Origin of the sequence: Gemella sanguinis ATCC 700632, assembly GCF_000701685.1 — a bacterium.
GTDB classification, from domain to species: Bacteria; Bacillota; Bacilli; order Staphylococcales; family Gemellaceae; genus Gemella; species Gemella sanguinis.
Genome location: NZ_JNJO01000001.1, coordinates 50107 through 67157, shown reverse-complemented (window position 1 = coordinate 67157; position 17051 = coordinate 50107). Strand labels below are relative to the sequence as shown.

The window sequence follows — 17051 nt, the reverse complement described above, 5'->3', positions numbered from 1 at the left end:
AAAAAAGAGGTATAAAATTTATACCTCCATTTAATTTTTTATCTATTCCATTATTGCAATACCTGAGCTTGTACCTAATCTGTCAGCACCAAGTTCTATATATTTTTCAGCAGTCTCTTTATCTTTTACTCCACCACTTGCTTTTACTTTTGCATTATTACCAACAGTTTCTTTCATTAGCTTAACATCTTCAAACGTTGCACCACCTGTTCCAAAACCAGTTGAAGTTTTTACAAAATCAGCCTTTGCAGCTAAAGCTAATTCACAAGCTTTAACTTTTTCTTCATCAGTCAGATAACAAGTTTCAATAATTACTTTAAGAACATTTTCACCAATTACCTCTTTAATTTGACGAATTTCTTCTCTTACATAATCATATTCTTGATCTTTTAATTTAGCAACATTGATTACCATATCAATTTCACTAGCTCCATTTTCTATTGCTTCTTTAGCTTCGAATACTTTTGATGTAGTAGTCATAGCACCTAGCGGAAAACCAACTACAGCAGCTACTTTCACATCTGTTCCTTCTAAGTAATTTTTAGCATCATTTACATAACATCCATTAACACATACGCTATAAAAATTATATTCTCTTGCTTCTTCACATAATTTTCTAATATCTTCTTTATTAGCTGTTGCTTTTAATACAGTGTGATCAATATATTTATTTAATTCCATTTTATACCTCTATTCTATTATTTCTAAAATATTTTTAATGTTTTCTACTTTATTTTTACCAACTACAAACGCATCTAAAATCATATTTTTACTAGATTCTATATTTTTTGAATCATTATAATGTATTTCAGCTATTAAATCACCTACTTGCACTTTATCCCCTACTTTTTTCTTAAGTATCAAACCTACTGCATGATCCACTTCATCTTCTTTTGTAGCTCGACCTGCTCCTATAACCATAGCCGCTTTACCAATCTCTTCAGCCTTTATCTTTGTAATATAACCTTCCTCATTTGAATAAACTTCTAAAACTGATTTTGGTGTAGGTAATAGGCTATAATCATTTACAACTTCACCATTACCACCGCTTAATTCAATAAATTCTTTAAGTAGTTCTAAAGCTTTTCCATTAGCTATTACATTATCAATTATTTTACTAGCTTGTTCAAATGTTTCTACTTCACCTTTATGTTTTAAAGCAAGATAGACAATTTCATAAACTACTTCTTTTAAATCGTTCGACCAGTTCCCTTTTAAGGCCTCTATCCCTTCAATTATTTCGTTGGCATTTCCAATACTATAACCTAATGGTTCTTCCATATTAGTTAGTACTGCTATAGTTTTTCTACCTACGCTATTACCAATCTCAACCATCCTTCTAGATAATTCTCTAGCATCTTCGATAGTTTTCATAAAAGCACCGTCTCCAACCTTAACATCTAAAATAATAAGGTTTGATTGAATAGCTAGTTTTTTACTCATAATACTACTTGCTATTAAAGGAATACTATCTACTGTTGCAGTAACATCACGAAGTGCATATATCTTTTTATCTAATGGTACTATATTATCACTATATCCCATTAAACCTACACCTGTTTTGTTAGCAATCTCTACTAATTCTTCTTTTGTTACACTAAATCTGAAGTTCTCTATAGATTCAAACTTATCTATCGTTCCTCCTGTATGTCCTAAACCTTTCCCTGATAATTTAGTTGTTGCCATACCTACTGCTGATAAAATTGGTCCAAGAACAACGGTAACTTTATCTCCTACTCCTCCTGTTGAGTGTTTATCAACAAGATAATAATCTAAATTATCGAAGAAAATTGTATCTCCAGAATCTCTCATTTTCAAGGTGAAATACGTCAACTCTTCTTTAGTCATATTATTAAAATATACAGCCATTAAAAATGAACTCATTTGATAATCAGGAATTTCTCCTTTTAAGTATCCTTCTAAAAGAAAGTCTATTTCTTCCTTAGTCAACTCCTGATTTTTCTTCTTCTTTTCAATTATATCGACAGCCCTCATGCTATATTCTCCTTAAAATTATCATATTAATTACTTTTTTATTATAAATATACTTAGTTTAAAAATCTTTACAATAAAAGTTAGTAATTGTATATTTTTCATTTTCTATATATATATTATCGTTTATCTCAATAATTTGAAGATATTTTTTACTTTTTAATATCTTATATAATTCGCTTTCAGTTTTTTTGCTATATACTATTTTATCACGAATTGTATACATTTGATAGCCTAATATTATTAAAGTATAACTTTTATATTTAAATGAAGTTTTATATAAAATTAAAAATATTATTAATAAGAACGCTACTTTGTATATAAATATTATCTTTTCATTAATAATTAGAAAAGTCAATATTATCATTAAAACTAAATAAATATAATCTATACCTTTTGTTTTTACTACTTCTTCTTTTGAACATACAAAAATATTAGTTGGACGTGTATTGCTTAAAGCTATCAAAGAAAAAATAGAACTTAGTATTAATATAAGAACTAAAATTACATCCTCGTTATCTTGCCTTACTAAAGTATAACCTAGTAAAGCAAAATAAAGAGGTATAAATGAATAAATGCAATAACTTATATAGTTAAAAGTCTTTTTCATCTTATACCTCCTATTATTTATCTCTTACTTTTTGGTTTCGATAATATTTCTGAAAAAATTATATCATTAACAATTTTATCTTTATCTACTATTTTCGAGTTAGAGTATATTTCTTGTTCTCTATCTACTATTTTTCTAGTTGTCTGTCTTACATAATTTTGTTTTTTCGCCTGTGGTCTTTGATAAGTATGCACAGTTTCAGTAACTTGCTTTTGATTTTGCTTTTTAATCGGCCCTAACTTAACCTTTGGTGTTTTTTTAATAGTTTTAGCTGGATCTTTTTTCTGATTTTTCTTTTTCTTATTGTCTAATAAAAAAGATGCTACAGTTATTATTATAAATATTATGGCTGAAGTACTCATTATTTTCTACCACCATATTTTTTATTTAAATATTCTTTAGCAATTAAACCTCTCACTAAATTTTCTTTTGAGAAAACTAAAGTTGGAGTATCTCCTGCTGCACTATTATTTATATTTTGAAAATTACGTTGTTGTCTAAACTTACTAGTACCTCTATTATAATGTTTATTATAATATTCTTGGTATGTATTTAAAGTAGATTGATTATTTTGTTCAGAAACAGTTTGAACTGATGTTCTAACCGTAGAACTTGCTGTAGAAGAAGTTCCATTAGAATAATTAGATTCATTTTTATTTCTTCTAATTTTTTCAACTGCCTTCAAAGCATTTTCTCGGGCTTCATCTAGTTGCATCTGTTTATTATTATCTAGATTTCTTCTATATTTTTTGCTATCAGAAGAAAATACTGCTATGAAGATAACAAAAATTATGATAAATATTATTGGTGCTGCGAAAATAAGAAATGACATTTCACATCCTCCTTTTATCTAATTATTTGTTTTCTCCTGCTTCTGGTTGAGACATACGTTTAATTGAATCTCTCATTCCTGTATCTGCTTCTAAGTTTTTATAGTTCATATAATCCATAACACCAAGATTTCCGTCTTGGAATGCTTTTGCCATAGCAAGTGGTAATTCAGCCTCTGCTTCTACTACTTTAGCACGCATTTCTTGGATTCTTGCTTTCATCTCTTGTTCAGCAGCTACAGCCATTGCACGACGTTGCTCTGCTTTAGCTTGAGCGATATTTTTATCGGCAATTGCTTGTTCAGTTTGTAGATTTGCACCAATGTTTTGGCCGATGTCTACATCAAGAATATCAATCGATAGAATTTCAAATGCAGTACCTGCATCTAATCCTTTATCTAAAATTGTTTTAGAAATTCTATCTGGGTTTTCTAATACTACTGTATGTGATTCAGAAGAACCAATTGTAGAAACAATCCCTTCACCTACACGGGCGATAACTGTCTCTTCTCCAGCTCCCCCTACTAAACGTTCAATATTAGCACGAACTGTGATTCTTGCTTTAGCTTTAACTTCGATACCGTTGATTGCAACCCCAGCAATGTATGGAGTTTCAATAACTTTTGGATTTACACTCATTTGAACCGCTTGAAGAACATCACGACCAGCTAAGTCGATAGCCGCACAACGTTCAAAAGTTAAACTTACTATATTAGCACGATGAGCTGCAATAAGAGCGTTAATAACTCTGTCTACGTTCCCTCCTGCTAAATAGTGACTTTCTAATTGGTTGATACTTACATCTAATCCAGCTTTATGAGCTTTAATCATTGGATTAATAACTCTACTTGGAATAACACGTCTTAAACGCATACCCACTAATGTAAAAATACTAACTTTTACACCAGCAGCAATAGCACTAATCCATAATCCAAGTGGGAAGAATGTAAAGAATACTGAAATAAGTATTAATACTACAACCAATGTAATACCTGAGAATACTAATTCTGGCATATCATTTCCTCCTTAATTATATTTTTCTAACTACTATACGCATACCTTCTACACGTACAACCTCAATTTTATTACCTTTTTCTATAAAATCTCCATCAGTAACTACATCAAACTTTTCTTCGTTTAATACAGCTACACCGGCTGGTCTAAGGTCAGTATAAGACATCATAATACTGCCTACCAGATCACTTCTACTTTCACTAGCAACATAGCCATCTTCAGTAGAAATTGCATCATTTAAAACTAATTGATTTAAAAAGTTTAATTTTTTATTTAGCACTTTTCTATTGAATAAAAATAAAGCCACTGAAAGCATAAATGAAATTATAATTATAAATGCAATATTATATGTTGATTCATTTACATATATGATTGCATAGACTAAGGTAATCACCCCTACAGTTCCTACTATACCTCCAGGTATAAACATCTCTAGTGCTATAAGAGATACTCCACCAACAAATAGCAAGAATACAAAAATACTTATCCCTGTTTTGTAAGAATGTAAGGCAATATATATCGCTAAACTGATTATTGACGTTATTCCAAAGAAACCAAATTTCTTAAAAAATAACTGTTGACAAAATGCCAGCGACAATATTAATAAAAGAATCCAATCGAGATATAAATATAAATCAGTCATTTTATCACCTCATTTTTGCATATTCTTTTTCTAAATAAGTTAGCAATTCATCTCTTGTAAAAATATTCCCATGACCTGGGATAGCATACTCAAAATCAATTTGCGTTATCTTATCGATATAATCACGAAGCTTAACTTTATCGTAGCTCATAGGTTTAGTATAATAATTTTTAGCATGGCTATCTCCTAAAAATAATACTTTCTCCTCAGCTATATAAATTAAAAATGCATCATCAGAATGTGAATTATCACTAGCTATGCAATTCAACTTTATCCCACCTAAATTCAAAGTAATATCACCTACTTTAGGCATATCAGGAATTCTTATTTTGATATCATGATTTTCATAAACCTTTTTTAGTACATCCGCACTATATTTAATTTCAGAACCTTCTTCAACTCTTTTGTATAAACTTTCATCATCCCATTTTAAATTAGAAAATTCAACAAGGGCATCTCTTGCTCGTTGCGTTGATATAATCGGAATATCCAAATATCCTGCTCCAAAACTGTGATCCCAGTGATGATGAGTAAGTATTATATAGCTAGGTAATGGTAATTCATTTTCTTTTAATTCATCAAGAAATTGTTTAACTTGTTCAGGTCCATTTCCTGCATCAAGCATAACAGAAAAATATTTACCTTTTACATAACCTATTGCAGGTTCTAGATACATATAACGCTGTTTTGTATAATATAGATTTTCTGAAAATTTAATTAGCATTTATTTTACTTCCTTTTGATTATAGGTATATTATAGCATAATTAATAATTATTTACAAACTAGCTTTCTTTATAAAAAACAGCTGTAAAAGAGTGTTTGTAGACTCTATTACAGCTGTTTTTATTATAATATGTATTACTTAAAATAGTGCCATTGCTACTTGATAAATATAGTAACCTAAAAGTCCTATTCCTACTAATACAAATATAAAATAGATTAACCAAGTTACTAAATATAAAGTATACCCTAATGCTTTAACAATATTAGTAACACTTAACCACAAGTGTCTACCTATCGCTACAAGTATAGTAGGTACTCCACCTTTATAGACTTCATCTTGATTATCTAAATCCCCAAATTTAAATATTGACATTAATTTCATCATAATTATCTCCTCCCAAAATAATTATTCTTTTTTCATCTTCATTATACTATATATATATATATATATATATGCAAGCAATTACAATATACTTTTTTAATGCCAATTATAAAAAAAATACTAGAGTATTACTACTCTAGCATCGATATGGAGATGGCGGGATTTGAACCCGCGTCCAGAAATACCTCCCCTTAGCTTCTACATGTTTAGTTTACCTATTAAATTTAATTTTTCACTTAAGCCGATAAACAGGCAATGAAAAACGAGTTTGATTAATCTCTTATTTTTCTCTACAAACGGAAGAGAAAAATCGTAGACTGCTAATTAATGAACCGATTAGCTTTGTCACAGTCAAACAAAGTAATCAGCCTTTAGCTTATTAAGCTGCTAAAGCGTAATTTGTATTTTCGCCAGTTATATTTAACTGATGTGTTGTTAAAGGAGCCAACCCTCCTACATGCCACTAAGAAGACTAGTATCCCTGTCGAATCCTAAACATCCCCTTAATTTATTATTTATTTAGTTTATCATATTTTCATCATTATGTAAAATTTTACAATTAATTCTAAAAGTTGTTCTTATACTAAAAATTTAGTGTTTTATACCTTTTACTTGAAGATGTTATCTTAATTCCCAAGTATAGCATAAATATGTTATAATCTATGTACTGAATAAATTTTACGGTGGAGGTTATATGGAAACTCTTATTAATAGACTACGTCCTAAAAAAATAGATGATATTATAGGTCAACATCATCTTATAGGAGAAAATAAAGTATTAACGAAAATAGTTACAAGCAAAAAAATGTTTTCTTTTATTTTATACGGACCTCCTGGTACTGGAAAAACATCAATTGCAAATGCACTTGCGAATGAACTAGATTATAAGTTTAAAATATTAAATGCAGTAAATTGTACTAAAAAAGATCTTACTACTGTAATCGAGGAGTCTAAAAGATTCAAAAAAGTTATTTTATTACTAGATGAATTTCATAGACTTACGAAACCTATGCAAGATATTCTACTACCTGAAATAGAATACGATAATATATATGTTATAGGGTGTACAACGAATAATCCCTATCATACTGTTAATCCTGCAATTAGATCAAGATTAATAATATTTGAATTAAAACAAGTATCAGAAAATGATATTTATGAATATCTTAAAAAAATATCAAAAAATAATGAAATATTCCCTAAAAATCTAACTATCGATGATGATGCACTTAAAACTATAGCATTAAATTCATCTGGAGACCTAAGATTTTCACTTAATACATTTGAAATTTTATACAATCTTTCTAATGAAGGTGAACATATAACTAAAGAAAAACTTTTAAGCCTATCTTTAGGAAACTTTAAAAACTATGATAAAGATGGCGATGCTTTTTACGATATCATTAGTGCTTTTCAAAAATCAATTAGAGGAAGTGATGTTGATGCATCCCTTTATTACTTGGCTCTTCTTATTGATAGCGGTGATTTAGATACTATATATCGTCGTATGAGTGTAATTGCTTATGAAGATATTGGACTAGCTAATCCTAATATTGGTCCTTTTGTACATGCAGCTATAGAATCTGCAAAAATGCTCGGACTACCTGAAGCACGTATACCATTAGCTAATGCAGTAATACAGTTAGCTCTTTCAGTAAAATCTAATACTGCAATCACGGCTATAGATTCTGCACTTAGTGAAATAAAAACAAATCCTAAATTTGTTATCCCTGATCACCTTCGTGATAGTCATTACTACGGAGCTGATAAGCTTAATAGAGGTGTTGGGTATAAGTACCCTCACAGTCACCCAAGTGGTTATATAAAACAACAATATTTACCTGATAATCTAGTGGGAAGAGCATTCTATACTCCAAAAACAAATAATAAAAACGAACAAAACCTTGCTCAATATAAAAAATTTGTAGACAATTCTAAATAACAAAAAAAGTTAGTTACAAAAGCGTAACTAACTTTTTTATTATTCTCCTAGAATTTTAACTTCACATTCAAGCTCGACACCTGAGTTTTCTAGTACTCTTTCTTGAACTTTTTTAATTAGATTTTTATAATCTTCACAAGTTGCATTGTTAACATTAACCATAAAACCAGCATGTTTTTTAGAAACTTGTGCTCCACCTACTGTTAAACCTTGTAATCCAGCATCTTGAATTAATTTGCCAGCAAAGTAACCTTCTGGTCTTTTGAACACTGAACCACATGAAGGATACTCTAAAGGTTGTTTATCTGAACGTTGTTTATTTAAGTCTTCTACTTTAGCAACTATTTCTTCTTTATTACCTTTATCCATTTCAAAATAAACTTTTGAGATAATTTCTTTTGTTTCTTGTATTACTGAATGACGGTATGAAAATTGCATTTCCTCATTTGTATATGTTTTCTTTTCACCACTTCTAGTAAATACTTCTACTTTTTGAACAACATCTTTCATTTCTCCACCATAGGCACCAGCATTCATAAATATTGCTCCACCTACACTTCCAGGTATACCACATGAAAATTCAAGATTTGTTAAACTATTTTCTATACAAAAATCAGCTAATTCTTCTAAAGTTGTTCCTGCATAACAAGTTAGTACATTATCTTCAGATAAAGTAATATCGTTTAATTCACTTGTAATTACTACAATTCCTCTAATACCAGCATCTGAAATTAAAACGTTAGAACCATTACCTAGTATAGTTAAATCTATATTATTATCATTACTGTACTTGATAATGTTTTGGAAATCTTCTTCTGATTTTACTCTTACTAGTATATCAGCATTTCCTCCTGTTTTTGTATAACTATATTGTTTTAGAGCTTCATTCTCTAAAACATCACTATTTTTTAAAATATTTTTTATAGCTTCTACTTTAGACATCTTCCTCAATCCTCTTTATCATTTTGTTTATAAATTCTAATTTATTAAGTGAATACTCCTTGTAAGAACTATCACAGTTTTCACTTTTAAATTTATTGTATTCTTTTATTAAATTTTCGTTATTAAATACTTCCTTGAATTTCAAGAAATCTTGATGAATATCAGTCCCTCTTTGAACAATATACAATACCACATCATAACTCATTGAAAAATAATCTGTTAATCTTGCATACTTGATTATACCTTTTGTTCCATTATGAGCAATTCTATGATAATTAATATTATTAAGTCTTTTTTCATCAAATGTTGTTATTTCATGTAAGTTCTCTACAACGACAAGAATATCTAATATTTTTTCTCCATATAATCCTTCTTTACTTGTAGCACCAATATGGGTAAATTCACAATTAGGCATTTTAGGAATTTCTTGTATTTTCTTTATTTCATTCTCAAAAGTATTAACATACTCATTTATATTAATAATCTTTTCAATTTTAATTGTTCTCTTATTCATTTAAAAAATCCAATCATTAAATTAAATATCTTTTATATTATAGACGTTATTCGTTATAAAGTAAAGTATTTATAGTATTCTATTTATTCACAACATTCTTTATGACAAAAACAATCTATAGTATGATCATTTATCATACCAATTGCTTGCATGTAGCTATAAATAATTGTACTGCCTACAAAGGTAAATCCTCGCTTTTTCATATCTTTACTAATAGCATCTAACAATTCGGTTTTGCTTGGGACATCTGAAGAAGTTTTATGATTTAAATTTATAGTTTTATAGTTTGTAAAATTCCATATATATTTATCGAACGATCCAAATTCTTCTTGTATTTTTATAAAAGCTTTAGCATTCTTTCTTACACCATATATTTTTAATTTATTTCTTATAATACCTTTATCACTACGTAATGATTCTAAGTATTCATCACTATAATTAGCACAAATATTATAATCAAAATTATCAAAGGCTCTTTTAAAGTTCTCTCTTTTCTTTAAAATTAATGACCAGCTTAATCCTGCTTGCATTCCTTCTAAAATTAGGTACTCAAACAATTCTCGTTCATCATGAGTTTTTCTTCCCCACTCTGTATCGTGATATGCTATATCTAATTCACCTTTTGCCCATGAACATCTCACTTTATTCATCAACTTCCTCCATATTTTCATTTACAATAGCGATCATATCACGTATTCTTCTAATACTATATTTTTCTTTTTTATCTATTTCTAAGTAGAATCCATCTTTAGCAACTATTCTAACATCTTTATGTGGTGTTAATGCTGCGAATAATTCTTTACCTTTCAACCTTGAAAGTATAGTTTTATCGAAACTAACAACTACCTTATTGGCCAGCTCTTTAACACTTTCTACTTGTGTATTTTTGGCCATAACTTTTAAATAACAAATATCTACTAAATTATTAACTTCTTGTCCAAAATCAGAAAATCTATCAATTAAATCTTCTACAATAATATCTATTTCCTCATCCGTTGTAGCATTATTGAATCTCTTATAAAAGTCAATTTTATCCGCATCACTGCTGATATAGTCTTTTGGAATAAATGCATCAACATTTAACTTAATTTCTAAAGTTTCTTCTTCTACTTCAAAAACATCTTTAGTTAGTTTTGGAGCTACTTCTTTAATAATATTTTCGTAGTATGATATATCTTGAGTTTTGTCTTTTTCTAGTATAGGTTCTAAAACACCTTTTTTAGCTTGTATTTCTTGTTCCAACATTTGTGAGTACAGAGTGTATCCAACTGAATCAATAAACCCATGCTGTCTACCTCCTAATACATCACCAGCTCCACGAATTGACAAATCTTGCATTGCAATTTTAAATCCACTTCCTAATGTAGTGAAGTTTTTTATCGCAGATAATCTTTTTTCCGAGTTTTCTGTTAACGACTTGAATGGTTTATACATTAAATATGCATATGCTTCTCGACTACTACGACCTACACGACCTCTTAGTTGATAAAGCTGACTAAGCCCGAATTTATCCGCATCTTCAACAATAAGTGTATTAACATTAGATATATCTATTCCTGTTTCTATAATTGTTGTTGTAATCAACATATCGTATTTTCTATCAATAACATCCGTCATAATATTTTCTAATTCACGTTGTGTCATTCTTCCATGAGCATAAGCTATATTTACATCTGGTAAAAGTTTTTTTAGTTCTAAATATTTTTCATCTATACTTTCTACCTTATTGTATACATAAAATACTTGACCTCCACGAGCTACTTCATTCATTACCGCTTCTTTAATTACCATATTATTTTGTGAAGTCACAAATGTTTGAATAGGCTGACGCTCTTTAGGTGGTGTTTCAATTACTGATAAATCTCTAATTCCTATTAAACTCATATGCAACGTTCTAGGAATTGGTGTTGCACTTAGTGTTAAGACATCTACTGTATTTTTTAGATGTTTAATTTTTTCCTTATGTTTAACACCAAAACGCTGTTCCTCATCAATTATTAGTAAACCTAAATCATTGTACACAAACTTATCATTTAGTAGTTTATGTGTCCCAATCATAATATCGATTTTACCTTCTTTAAGACGTTTACATATATTGGTAATATCCTTAGCTGTATTGAACCTACTAACTACTTCTATGTTAATAGGGAAATTTTCAAAACGACTAACAAAATTATCATAGTGTTGTTCAGCTAAAAGAGTAGTTGGCACAAGTACGGCTACTTGCTTACCATCCATAACTGCTTTAAAGGCAACACGCATAGCCACTTCTGTTTTACCAAAACCTACATCTCCACACAATAAACGATCCATCGGACGCTCTTTTTCCATATCTCGTTTAATCTCTTCTGTAGCTTTCAATTGATCATCTGTTGGAACAAATGGAAAGTCCGCTTCAAATTCATACTGCATACTTCCATCTTGGCTATATGCATACCCTGAACTAAGTTCTCTTTTTATATATAACTTAATTAAATCTTCTGAAATATCTTCAATTTCTCGGCGAACTTTATTTTTAACCTGTTGCCATTTTTTAGTACCAAGCTTATTTAAAGCAGGTTTTCTGTTATCTGTAGAAGCAGTGTATTTTTGAATATAGTTCATATTATTTATATCAACATAAATAATATCTCCACCGTCATAAACTATTTTTAAAAAGTCTTTATATACTCCTCCTACTTCTACATTTTCAATTCCTTCGTATAAACCAATACCATGACTAACGTGAACAATATAGTCACCTACATTTAATTCTTGATAATTTCTAATTTTTTCAGAGTTAGTATATTTAAAATTTAAACGACGTTTTTTTCGCTCTTCTTTTGTAAATAGTTCTCTAGGTGTTAATAAAAATATTTTATTTTTCTTATCTTCAAATCCTTTTAAACGGAATTTATTGATATCAATAAATATTTTCCCTTCTTTAATACCATAGTAAATATCATCATAAAAATAATTATCAAACAGTATTTTCTCTACATAATCTTTTTGTTTTTGAGTATTCAGAGAAATAAGCACCTTATAATTTTCATTTAATTTTTCTCTTATTTCTTTTGCTAAAAATTCTTCACTAGAATAATATGCTAAATCTCTAATATCTAAATTATAGTTTTTTTCTATTATTTTTTCATTTAATTTTAACGTTGATAAATAGTACTTAACGGTATTTATATTTTGAAGTTTTTCAAAAGCGTGACTATCAATTACTTCTTGGAATATATAATTTCTATTAATCTCCTGCAAATTAGTTAAGAAATATTCTCGAAGCCCTTCTATTTTCTCCAATATTTTATGGTAATTATCAAAGAAAATAATTGTATTCTCATCAAGATAATCAATTATACTAAATGGTGATTTATATATTAAATTAGAAAAACTCTCTAGACTACTAAAGTCACCTGTAGCATGATATAATTCAATCTTTTCCTTTAAATACTGATTAATATCTTGATAATTTTCTAATTCCTTGAGTTTTTCATCATTAAGTTTTTCTTGTAATTTTTCTACAACTACATCTTTTTCCTCATTAGTTAAGAAAAAGTCACTTGTAGGATATATTTCTATCTTATCTACTTTTTTTAATGACTTCTGAGTACTTTCATCAAATAGTCTTATACTGTCAAGCTCATCATCAAAAAAGTCTAATCTAACTGGTTTTTCACTTAACGGGCTGAAAATATCAACAATACTTCCTCGTTTAGAAAACTCACCTACTACATCAACACTCTCAACCTTTTTATATCCCATATTTACAAGTTTCTTTTGTAAGTCATTAAAACTAATTTCCGTATCTAAATTAATCTCAAAACTATTATCTTTAAAGTCTTTAGGATTTTTTACAGTTCTATAAATAGCTTCAATTGGAATAATTATAATACTAGGTGTTTTAGATACAATATTTTCTAAAACTTTTATTGAGTTTTGCATTAAATCATTACTTTTTGTAGTATATCGTTTTAATATATCTATTTCAGGATATATATATGTCTCTTCTTCAAATTCGCATATAATAGAAAATAATTCTTCTGCTTCTGCCTTGTTTTGTGTAAATACTGTAGTGATTTTATTATTTTTCTTAAATTCATTATAGATTTCTAAAGCACGTGTAGTAATATTTTGCCCAAAAACTCCTATATTTTTTAATTTTTTATCAAAATTTAAATCAACTATATTTAATAGAGTTTCTTTTAACATGATACCTCCTCTTTCCAACGACAAATAGCAGGAATAAACCTCTACTAGATAGTATTAGTTTATTCGCTGCATTGTCCATATTAATTATATTTATTCATTAATTCCACGAAGTTCATTTTTGAAAAGTCTTCGATACAATTAATACTCTTTGAATATATTTTTTCGATTTCAGCCATTTCATCTTTCGAAAAGCGACCAAGTACATAGTCAACTACTTTCATCGGTGGAGTTGGTCTATCTATTCCAATTTTTAAACGATTGAACTTCTCTGTTCCAAGATGACTAATAATACTCTTAATACCATTATGTCCTCCACTACTTCCTTTTGCTTTTAACTTGAAGTTTGCAGTTTTTGTATCTAAATCATCATATATTACTAAAATATCGTCAATATCTATCTCAAAATAATCGTAAAACTTTCTTAATGCTTCACCAGATAGGTTCATATATGTAGTTGGTTTAACTAATATATATTTTTCCCCATTATAGTGTGTCATAGCATACTCAGCATTAAACTTATTTTTATCAAAACTTACACCCCATGATTTTGCTAATTCATCAAGAATCATAAAACCTATGTTATGTCTAGTATTCTCATATTGCTTACCGGGATTACCTAACCCTACTATTAGTTTCATTTAATTCCTCTTTTCCTTTACTATCGAATATAAACAGAAGGCAACGACCTCGCTGCCTTCTTATATAATATATTAATTTTAAGTATTACTCAAATAGAACACTTACTGGCTCATTGTGGTGAATTCTATAGATAGCTTTAGCTATTAGATCTCCTACACATAATGGAACCATTTTATCTAATTTTTTCTCCTCTGGGATATGAATAGTATTAGCGTAAACTAATTCTTTAATTGGAGATTCTTCAATTCTTTCTAATGCTTGTCCACTTAATACAGCATGTGAGCAACTAGCGTAAACTTCTTTCGCTCCTCTTTCTTTAAGAGCTTTTGCTCCAAGAGTTATTGTTCCTGCTGTGTCGATTATGTCGTCGATAAGAATACAAGTTTTCCCTTCAATGTTACCAACAATATTCATTACTTCGGCTACATTTGGTTTTGGTCTTCTCTTATCGATAATAGCGATTGGCGTATTTAACGCATCTGCTAATTTTCTCGCACGTGTAACACCACCATGGTCTGGTGAAACAACTACTACATCTTCCATATCAGGAATTTTGTTTTTAAAGTAGTTCGCAATAATAGGTGCTGCCATTAAATGATCTACTGGTATATCAAAGAATCCTTGAATTTGAAGTGCGTGAAGATCAAGTGCAATTATTCTATCTGCACCTGCAACTTGTAATAAGTTAGCAATTAGTTTAGCAGTAATTGGCTCACGGCTTCTTGCTTTTCTATCTTGACGAGCATATCCATAGTAAGGGATAACTACGTTAATTGTATCTACAGATGCACGTCTTAATGCATCAATCATAATTAATAAAGTCATTAAATTGTCATTAACTGGATCACTAGTTGATTGAATTACGAAAACTTCGCATCCACGAACACTTTCCTCTATATTGATAGAAACTTCGCCATCACTGAACTTTTTAACGCTACATTTGCTAAGTTCTACACCTAATGATTTTGCTACTTCTTTAGCTAACGGGATATTAGCATTTAATGAAAACAGCTTTAATGGTTTATCTACAAGCATATTAAATTTTCTCCTTAAAATTTGGTTCGATAGTAATACATGTGTATTCCGTTAATAATTATAGCATAAAACGTTGTAAATATCTACTATGTACACTAAAGTGTCAATAAATATGTAAAAATTTTTTTCTTATTTTTTATATAACTTCACTATATTATAAATTTATCTTTTATTTTGTTTTAATATTATATCTATGATATTATATACAAAATGAGAATTATTAAATCAAACTTTACTTTTTCTCTAAATTATAATTTAAGGAGTGGGTTTTATGGATAAAATTTTTGAACTTATTAAAAAAGAAAAGCATAGACAAGACACAAATATAGAACTTATCGCCAGTGAAAACTTCGTTTCAGAAGATATATTAAAAGCTTCTGGAAGTATTTTAACAAATAAATACGCTGAAGGGTATCCTGGAAAAAGATATTATGATGGTTGTGAAGTAGTTGATGAAATAGAAAGTATTGCTATCGATAGATTAAAAGAACTATTTGATGCAAAATTTGTTAACGTCCAAGCACACTCTGGTTCTAGTGCAAATATTGCTGTGTATATGGCTTTACTTACGCCTGGTGATACTGTATTAGGTATGAGTATGGATGCCGGCGGACACTTGACACATGGAAGTAAAGTTAACTTCTCTGGAAAGCTTTTTAACGCTGTTTCATACGGTGTAACAAAAGATACGCACACTATAGACTACAATGAAGTTTTACGACTTGCTAGAGAATATAAACCTAAAATGATTATAGCTGGAGCTAGTGCTTATTCTAGAATCATTGATTTTGCTAAATTTAGAGAAATTGCAGATGAAGTTGATGCATATCTAATGGTTGATATGGCGCATATTGCTGGATTAGTTGCTGCAGGATATCATCCGAATCCCCTACCTTATGCTGATGTGGTGACATCAACAACTCATAAAACTCTAAGAGGTCCGCGTGGAGGTATTATCCTAACTAACAATGAGATAATCGCTACTAAAATCAATAAAATGATTTTCCCCGGTGCTCAAGGTGGCCCACTAGAACATATTGTAGCTGCAAAAGCTATTTGTTTTGGTGAAGCTCTAAAACCTGAATTTAAAATTTACCAAGAACAAGTATTAAAAAATATGCAAGCTATGGTAAAAACATTTAAAGAAAATAATATTCCTGTAATAAGTAATGGAACGGATAATCACCTATGCCTTATTGATACTTATACTACATATAATGTTACTGGACATGATGCCAGTAACATACTAAGTAAAGCGCAAATTACATGTAATAAAAACGGAATTCCTTTTGACACTTTACCTCCAATGAAAACTAGTGGTCTTCGACTTGGTGCTGCTGCCATGACTACTAAAGGATATATTGAAGAAGATTTTGTAGAAATTACAAATATTATTTGCGATTTATTAAAACAAGGTGAAGAATACTTGCCTACTGCAAAATCACGTGTTAATACATTAGTTTCTAAAAATAGAAAAGAGTTTAGATAATATTTTTTTAAAAAGCAATAAAGTTAATTTTGTTTTCTTTATTGCTTTTTCGCTATTACAGAAAATCTCTAAAAATTTAATTTACTTTTCCGCTTATCGTC

Annotated in this window: 17 protein-coding genes and 1 other RNA gene; 2 read left to right on the top strand and 16 right to left on the bottom strand. The window is 29.1% G+C overall.

Features of this window, described 5'->3' with window-relative positions; genetic code table 11:
* Positions 1-42: 42 nt before the first annotated feature.
* From deoC to ssrA, 10 genes are all read right to left on the bottom strand, one after another.
* Positions 43-681 (bottom strand): deoxyribose-phosphate aldolase, encoded by a 639-nt coding sequence (deoC, locus tag T369_RS0100305; RefSeq protein WP_006364392.1) that lies wholly within the window; start codon positions 679-681, stop codon positions 43-45.
* Positions 682-690: 9 nt separating this feature from the next.
* Complete coding sequence (locus T369_RS0100300; protein ID WP_031550175.1) at positions 691-1995, bottom strand: thymidine phosphorylase; 1305 nt, start codon at positions 1993-1995, stop codon at positions 691-693.
* Positions 1996-2053: 58 nt separating this feature from the next.
* A complete protein-coding gene (locus tag T369_RS0100295) occupies positions 2054-2602 on the bottom strand; it encodes a hypothetical protein (RefSeq protein ID WP_006364394.1) in 549 nt (182 codons plus the stop codon).
* A gap of 17 nt (positions 2603-2619) precedes the next feature.
* Positions 2620-2964: a hypothetical protein gene (locus T369_RS0100290; RefSeq protein WP_031550172.1), complete on the bottom strand. Its 345-nt coding sequence runs from the start codon at positions 2962-2964 to the stop codon at positions 2620-2622.
* Positions 2964-3434, bottom strand: coding sequence for a crotonobetainyl-CoA--carnitine CoA-transferase (locus T369_RS0100285; RefSeq protein WP_031550169.1), 471 nt, complete (start codon positions 3432-3434; stop codon positions 2964-2966). Before T369_RS0100285 ends, T369_RS0100290 begins: the two co-directional genes overlap by 1 nt.
* A 22-nt stretch (positions 3435-3456) precedes the next feature.
* Entirely contained in the window at positions 3457-4446 is a 990-nt protein-coding gene (gene floA / locus T369_RS0100280; protein WP_006364397.1) for a flotillin-like protein FloA, read from the bottom strand.
* A 16-nt stretch (positions 4447-4462) separates the two neighbouring features.
* Positions 4463-5089 carry an NfeD family protein gene (locus T369_RS0100275; protein ID WP_031550155.1) on the bottom strand — a complete coding sequence of 209 codons (627 nt, stop codon included), beginning with the start codon at positions 5087-5089 and terminating at the stop codon, positions 4463-4465.
* Positions 5090-5093: 4 nt separating this feature from the next.
* Positions 5094-5813, bottom strand: coding sequence for an MBL fold metallo-hydrolase (locus T369_RS0100270; protein ID WP_031550151.1), 720 nt, complete (start codon positions 5811-5813; stop codon positions 5094-5096).
* A 139-nt stretch (positions 5814-5952) separates the two neighbouring features.
* Positions 5953-6198: a hypothetical protein gene (locus T369_RS0100265; protein ID WP_031550147.1), complete on the bottom strand. Its 246-nt coding sequence runs from the start codon at positions 6196-6198 to the stop codon at positions 5953-5955.
* Positions 6199-6340: 142 nt separating this feature from the next.
* Positions 6341-6698, bottom strand: a transfer-messenger RNA (tmRNA) gene (gene ssrA, locus T369_RS09055).
* Positions 6699-6889: 191 nt separating this feature from the next.
* On the opposite strand from ssrA, the gene T369_RS0100260 reads away from it, so the two are divergent.
* Positions 6890-8137, top strand: coding sequence for a replication-associated recombination protein A (locus T369_RS0100260; RefSeq protein ID WP_031550143.1), 1248 nt, complete (start codon positions 6890-6892; stop codon positions 8135-8137).
* Between the two features lie 39 nt (positions 8138-8176).
* On the opposite strand, the gene murB is transcribed toward T369_RS0100260, so the two are convergent.
* The 6 genes from murB to T369_RS0100230 all read right to left on the bottom strand — a co-directional run bounded on the left by murB (position 8177) and on the right by T369_RS0100230 (position 15461).
* Positions 8177-9079 carry a UDP-N-acetylmuramate dehydrogenase gene (murB, locus tag T369_RS0100255; protein WP_031550129.1) on the bottom strand — a complete coding sequence of 301 codons (903 nt, stop codon included), beginning with the start codon at positions 9077-9079 and terminating at the stop codon, positions 8177-8179.
* Positions 9072-9593: a GrpB family protein gene (locus T369_RS0100250; protein WP_031550126.1), complete on the bottom strand. Its 522-nt coding sequence runs from the start codon at positions 9591-9593 to the stop codon at positions 9072-9074. Before T369_RS0100250 ends, murB begins: the two co-directional genes overlap by 8 nt.
* 83 nt (positions 9594-9676) lie before the next feature.
* Positions 9677-10243, bottom strand: coding sequence for a DNA-3-methyladenine glycosylase I (locus T369_RS0100245; protein WP_031550124.1), 567 nt, complete (start codon positions 10241-10243; stop codon positions 9677-9679).
* The gene (mfd, locus tag T369_RS0100240) at positions 10236-13787 is read right to left on the bottom strand and encodes a transcription-repair coupling factor (protein ID WP_031550122.1); all 3552 of its coding nucleotides are present in this window, start codon (positions 13785-13787) and stop codon (positions 10236-10238) included. Before mfd ends, T369_RS0100245 begins: the two co-directional genes overlap by 8 nt.
* Positions 13788-13867: 80 nt before the next feature.
* Positions 13868-14425 (bottom strand): aminoacyl-tRNA hydrolase, encoded by a 558-nt coding sequence (pth, locus tag T369_RS0100235; RefSeq protein WP_031550120.1) that lies wholly within the window; start codon positions 14423-14425, stop codon positions 13868-13870.
* Positions 14426-14510: 85 nt separating this feature from the next.
* Positions 14511-15461 carry a ribose-phosphate diphosphokinase gene (locus T369_RS0100230; protein ID WP_031550119.1) on the bottom strand — a complete coding sequence of 317 codons (951 nt, stop codon included), beginning with the start codon at positions 15459-15461 and terminating at the stop codon, positions 14511-14513.
* A gap of 271 nt (positions 15462-15732) precedes the next feature.
* Between T369_RS0100230 and glyA the strand changes: the two genes are divergently transcribed.
* Positions 15733-16950 (top strand): serine hydroxymethyltransferase, encoded by a 1218-nt coding sequence (gene glyA / locus T369_RS0100225; protein ID WP_031550118.1) that lies wholly within the window; start codon positions 15733-15735, stop codon positions 16948-16950.
* Positions 16951-17051 lie beyond the last annotated feature (101 nt).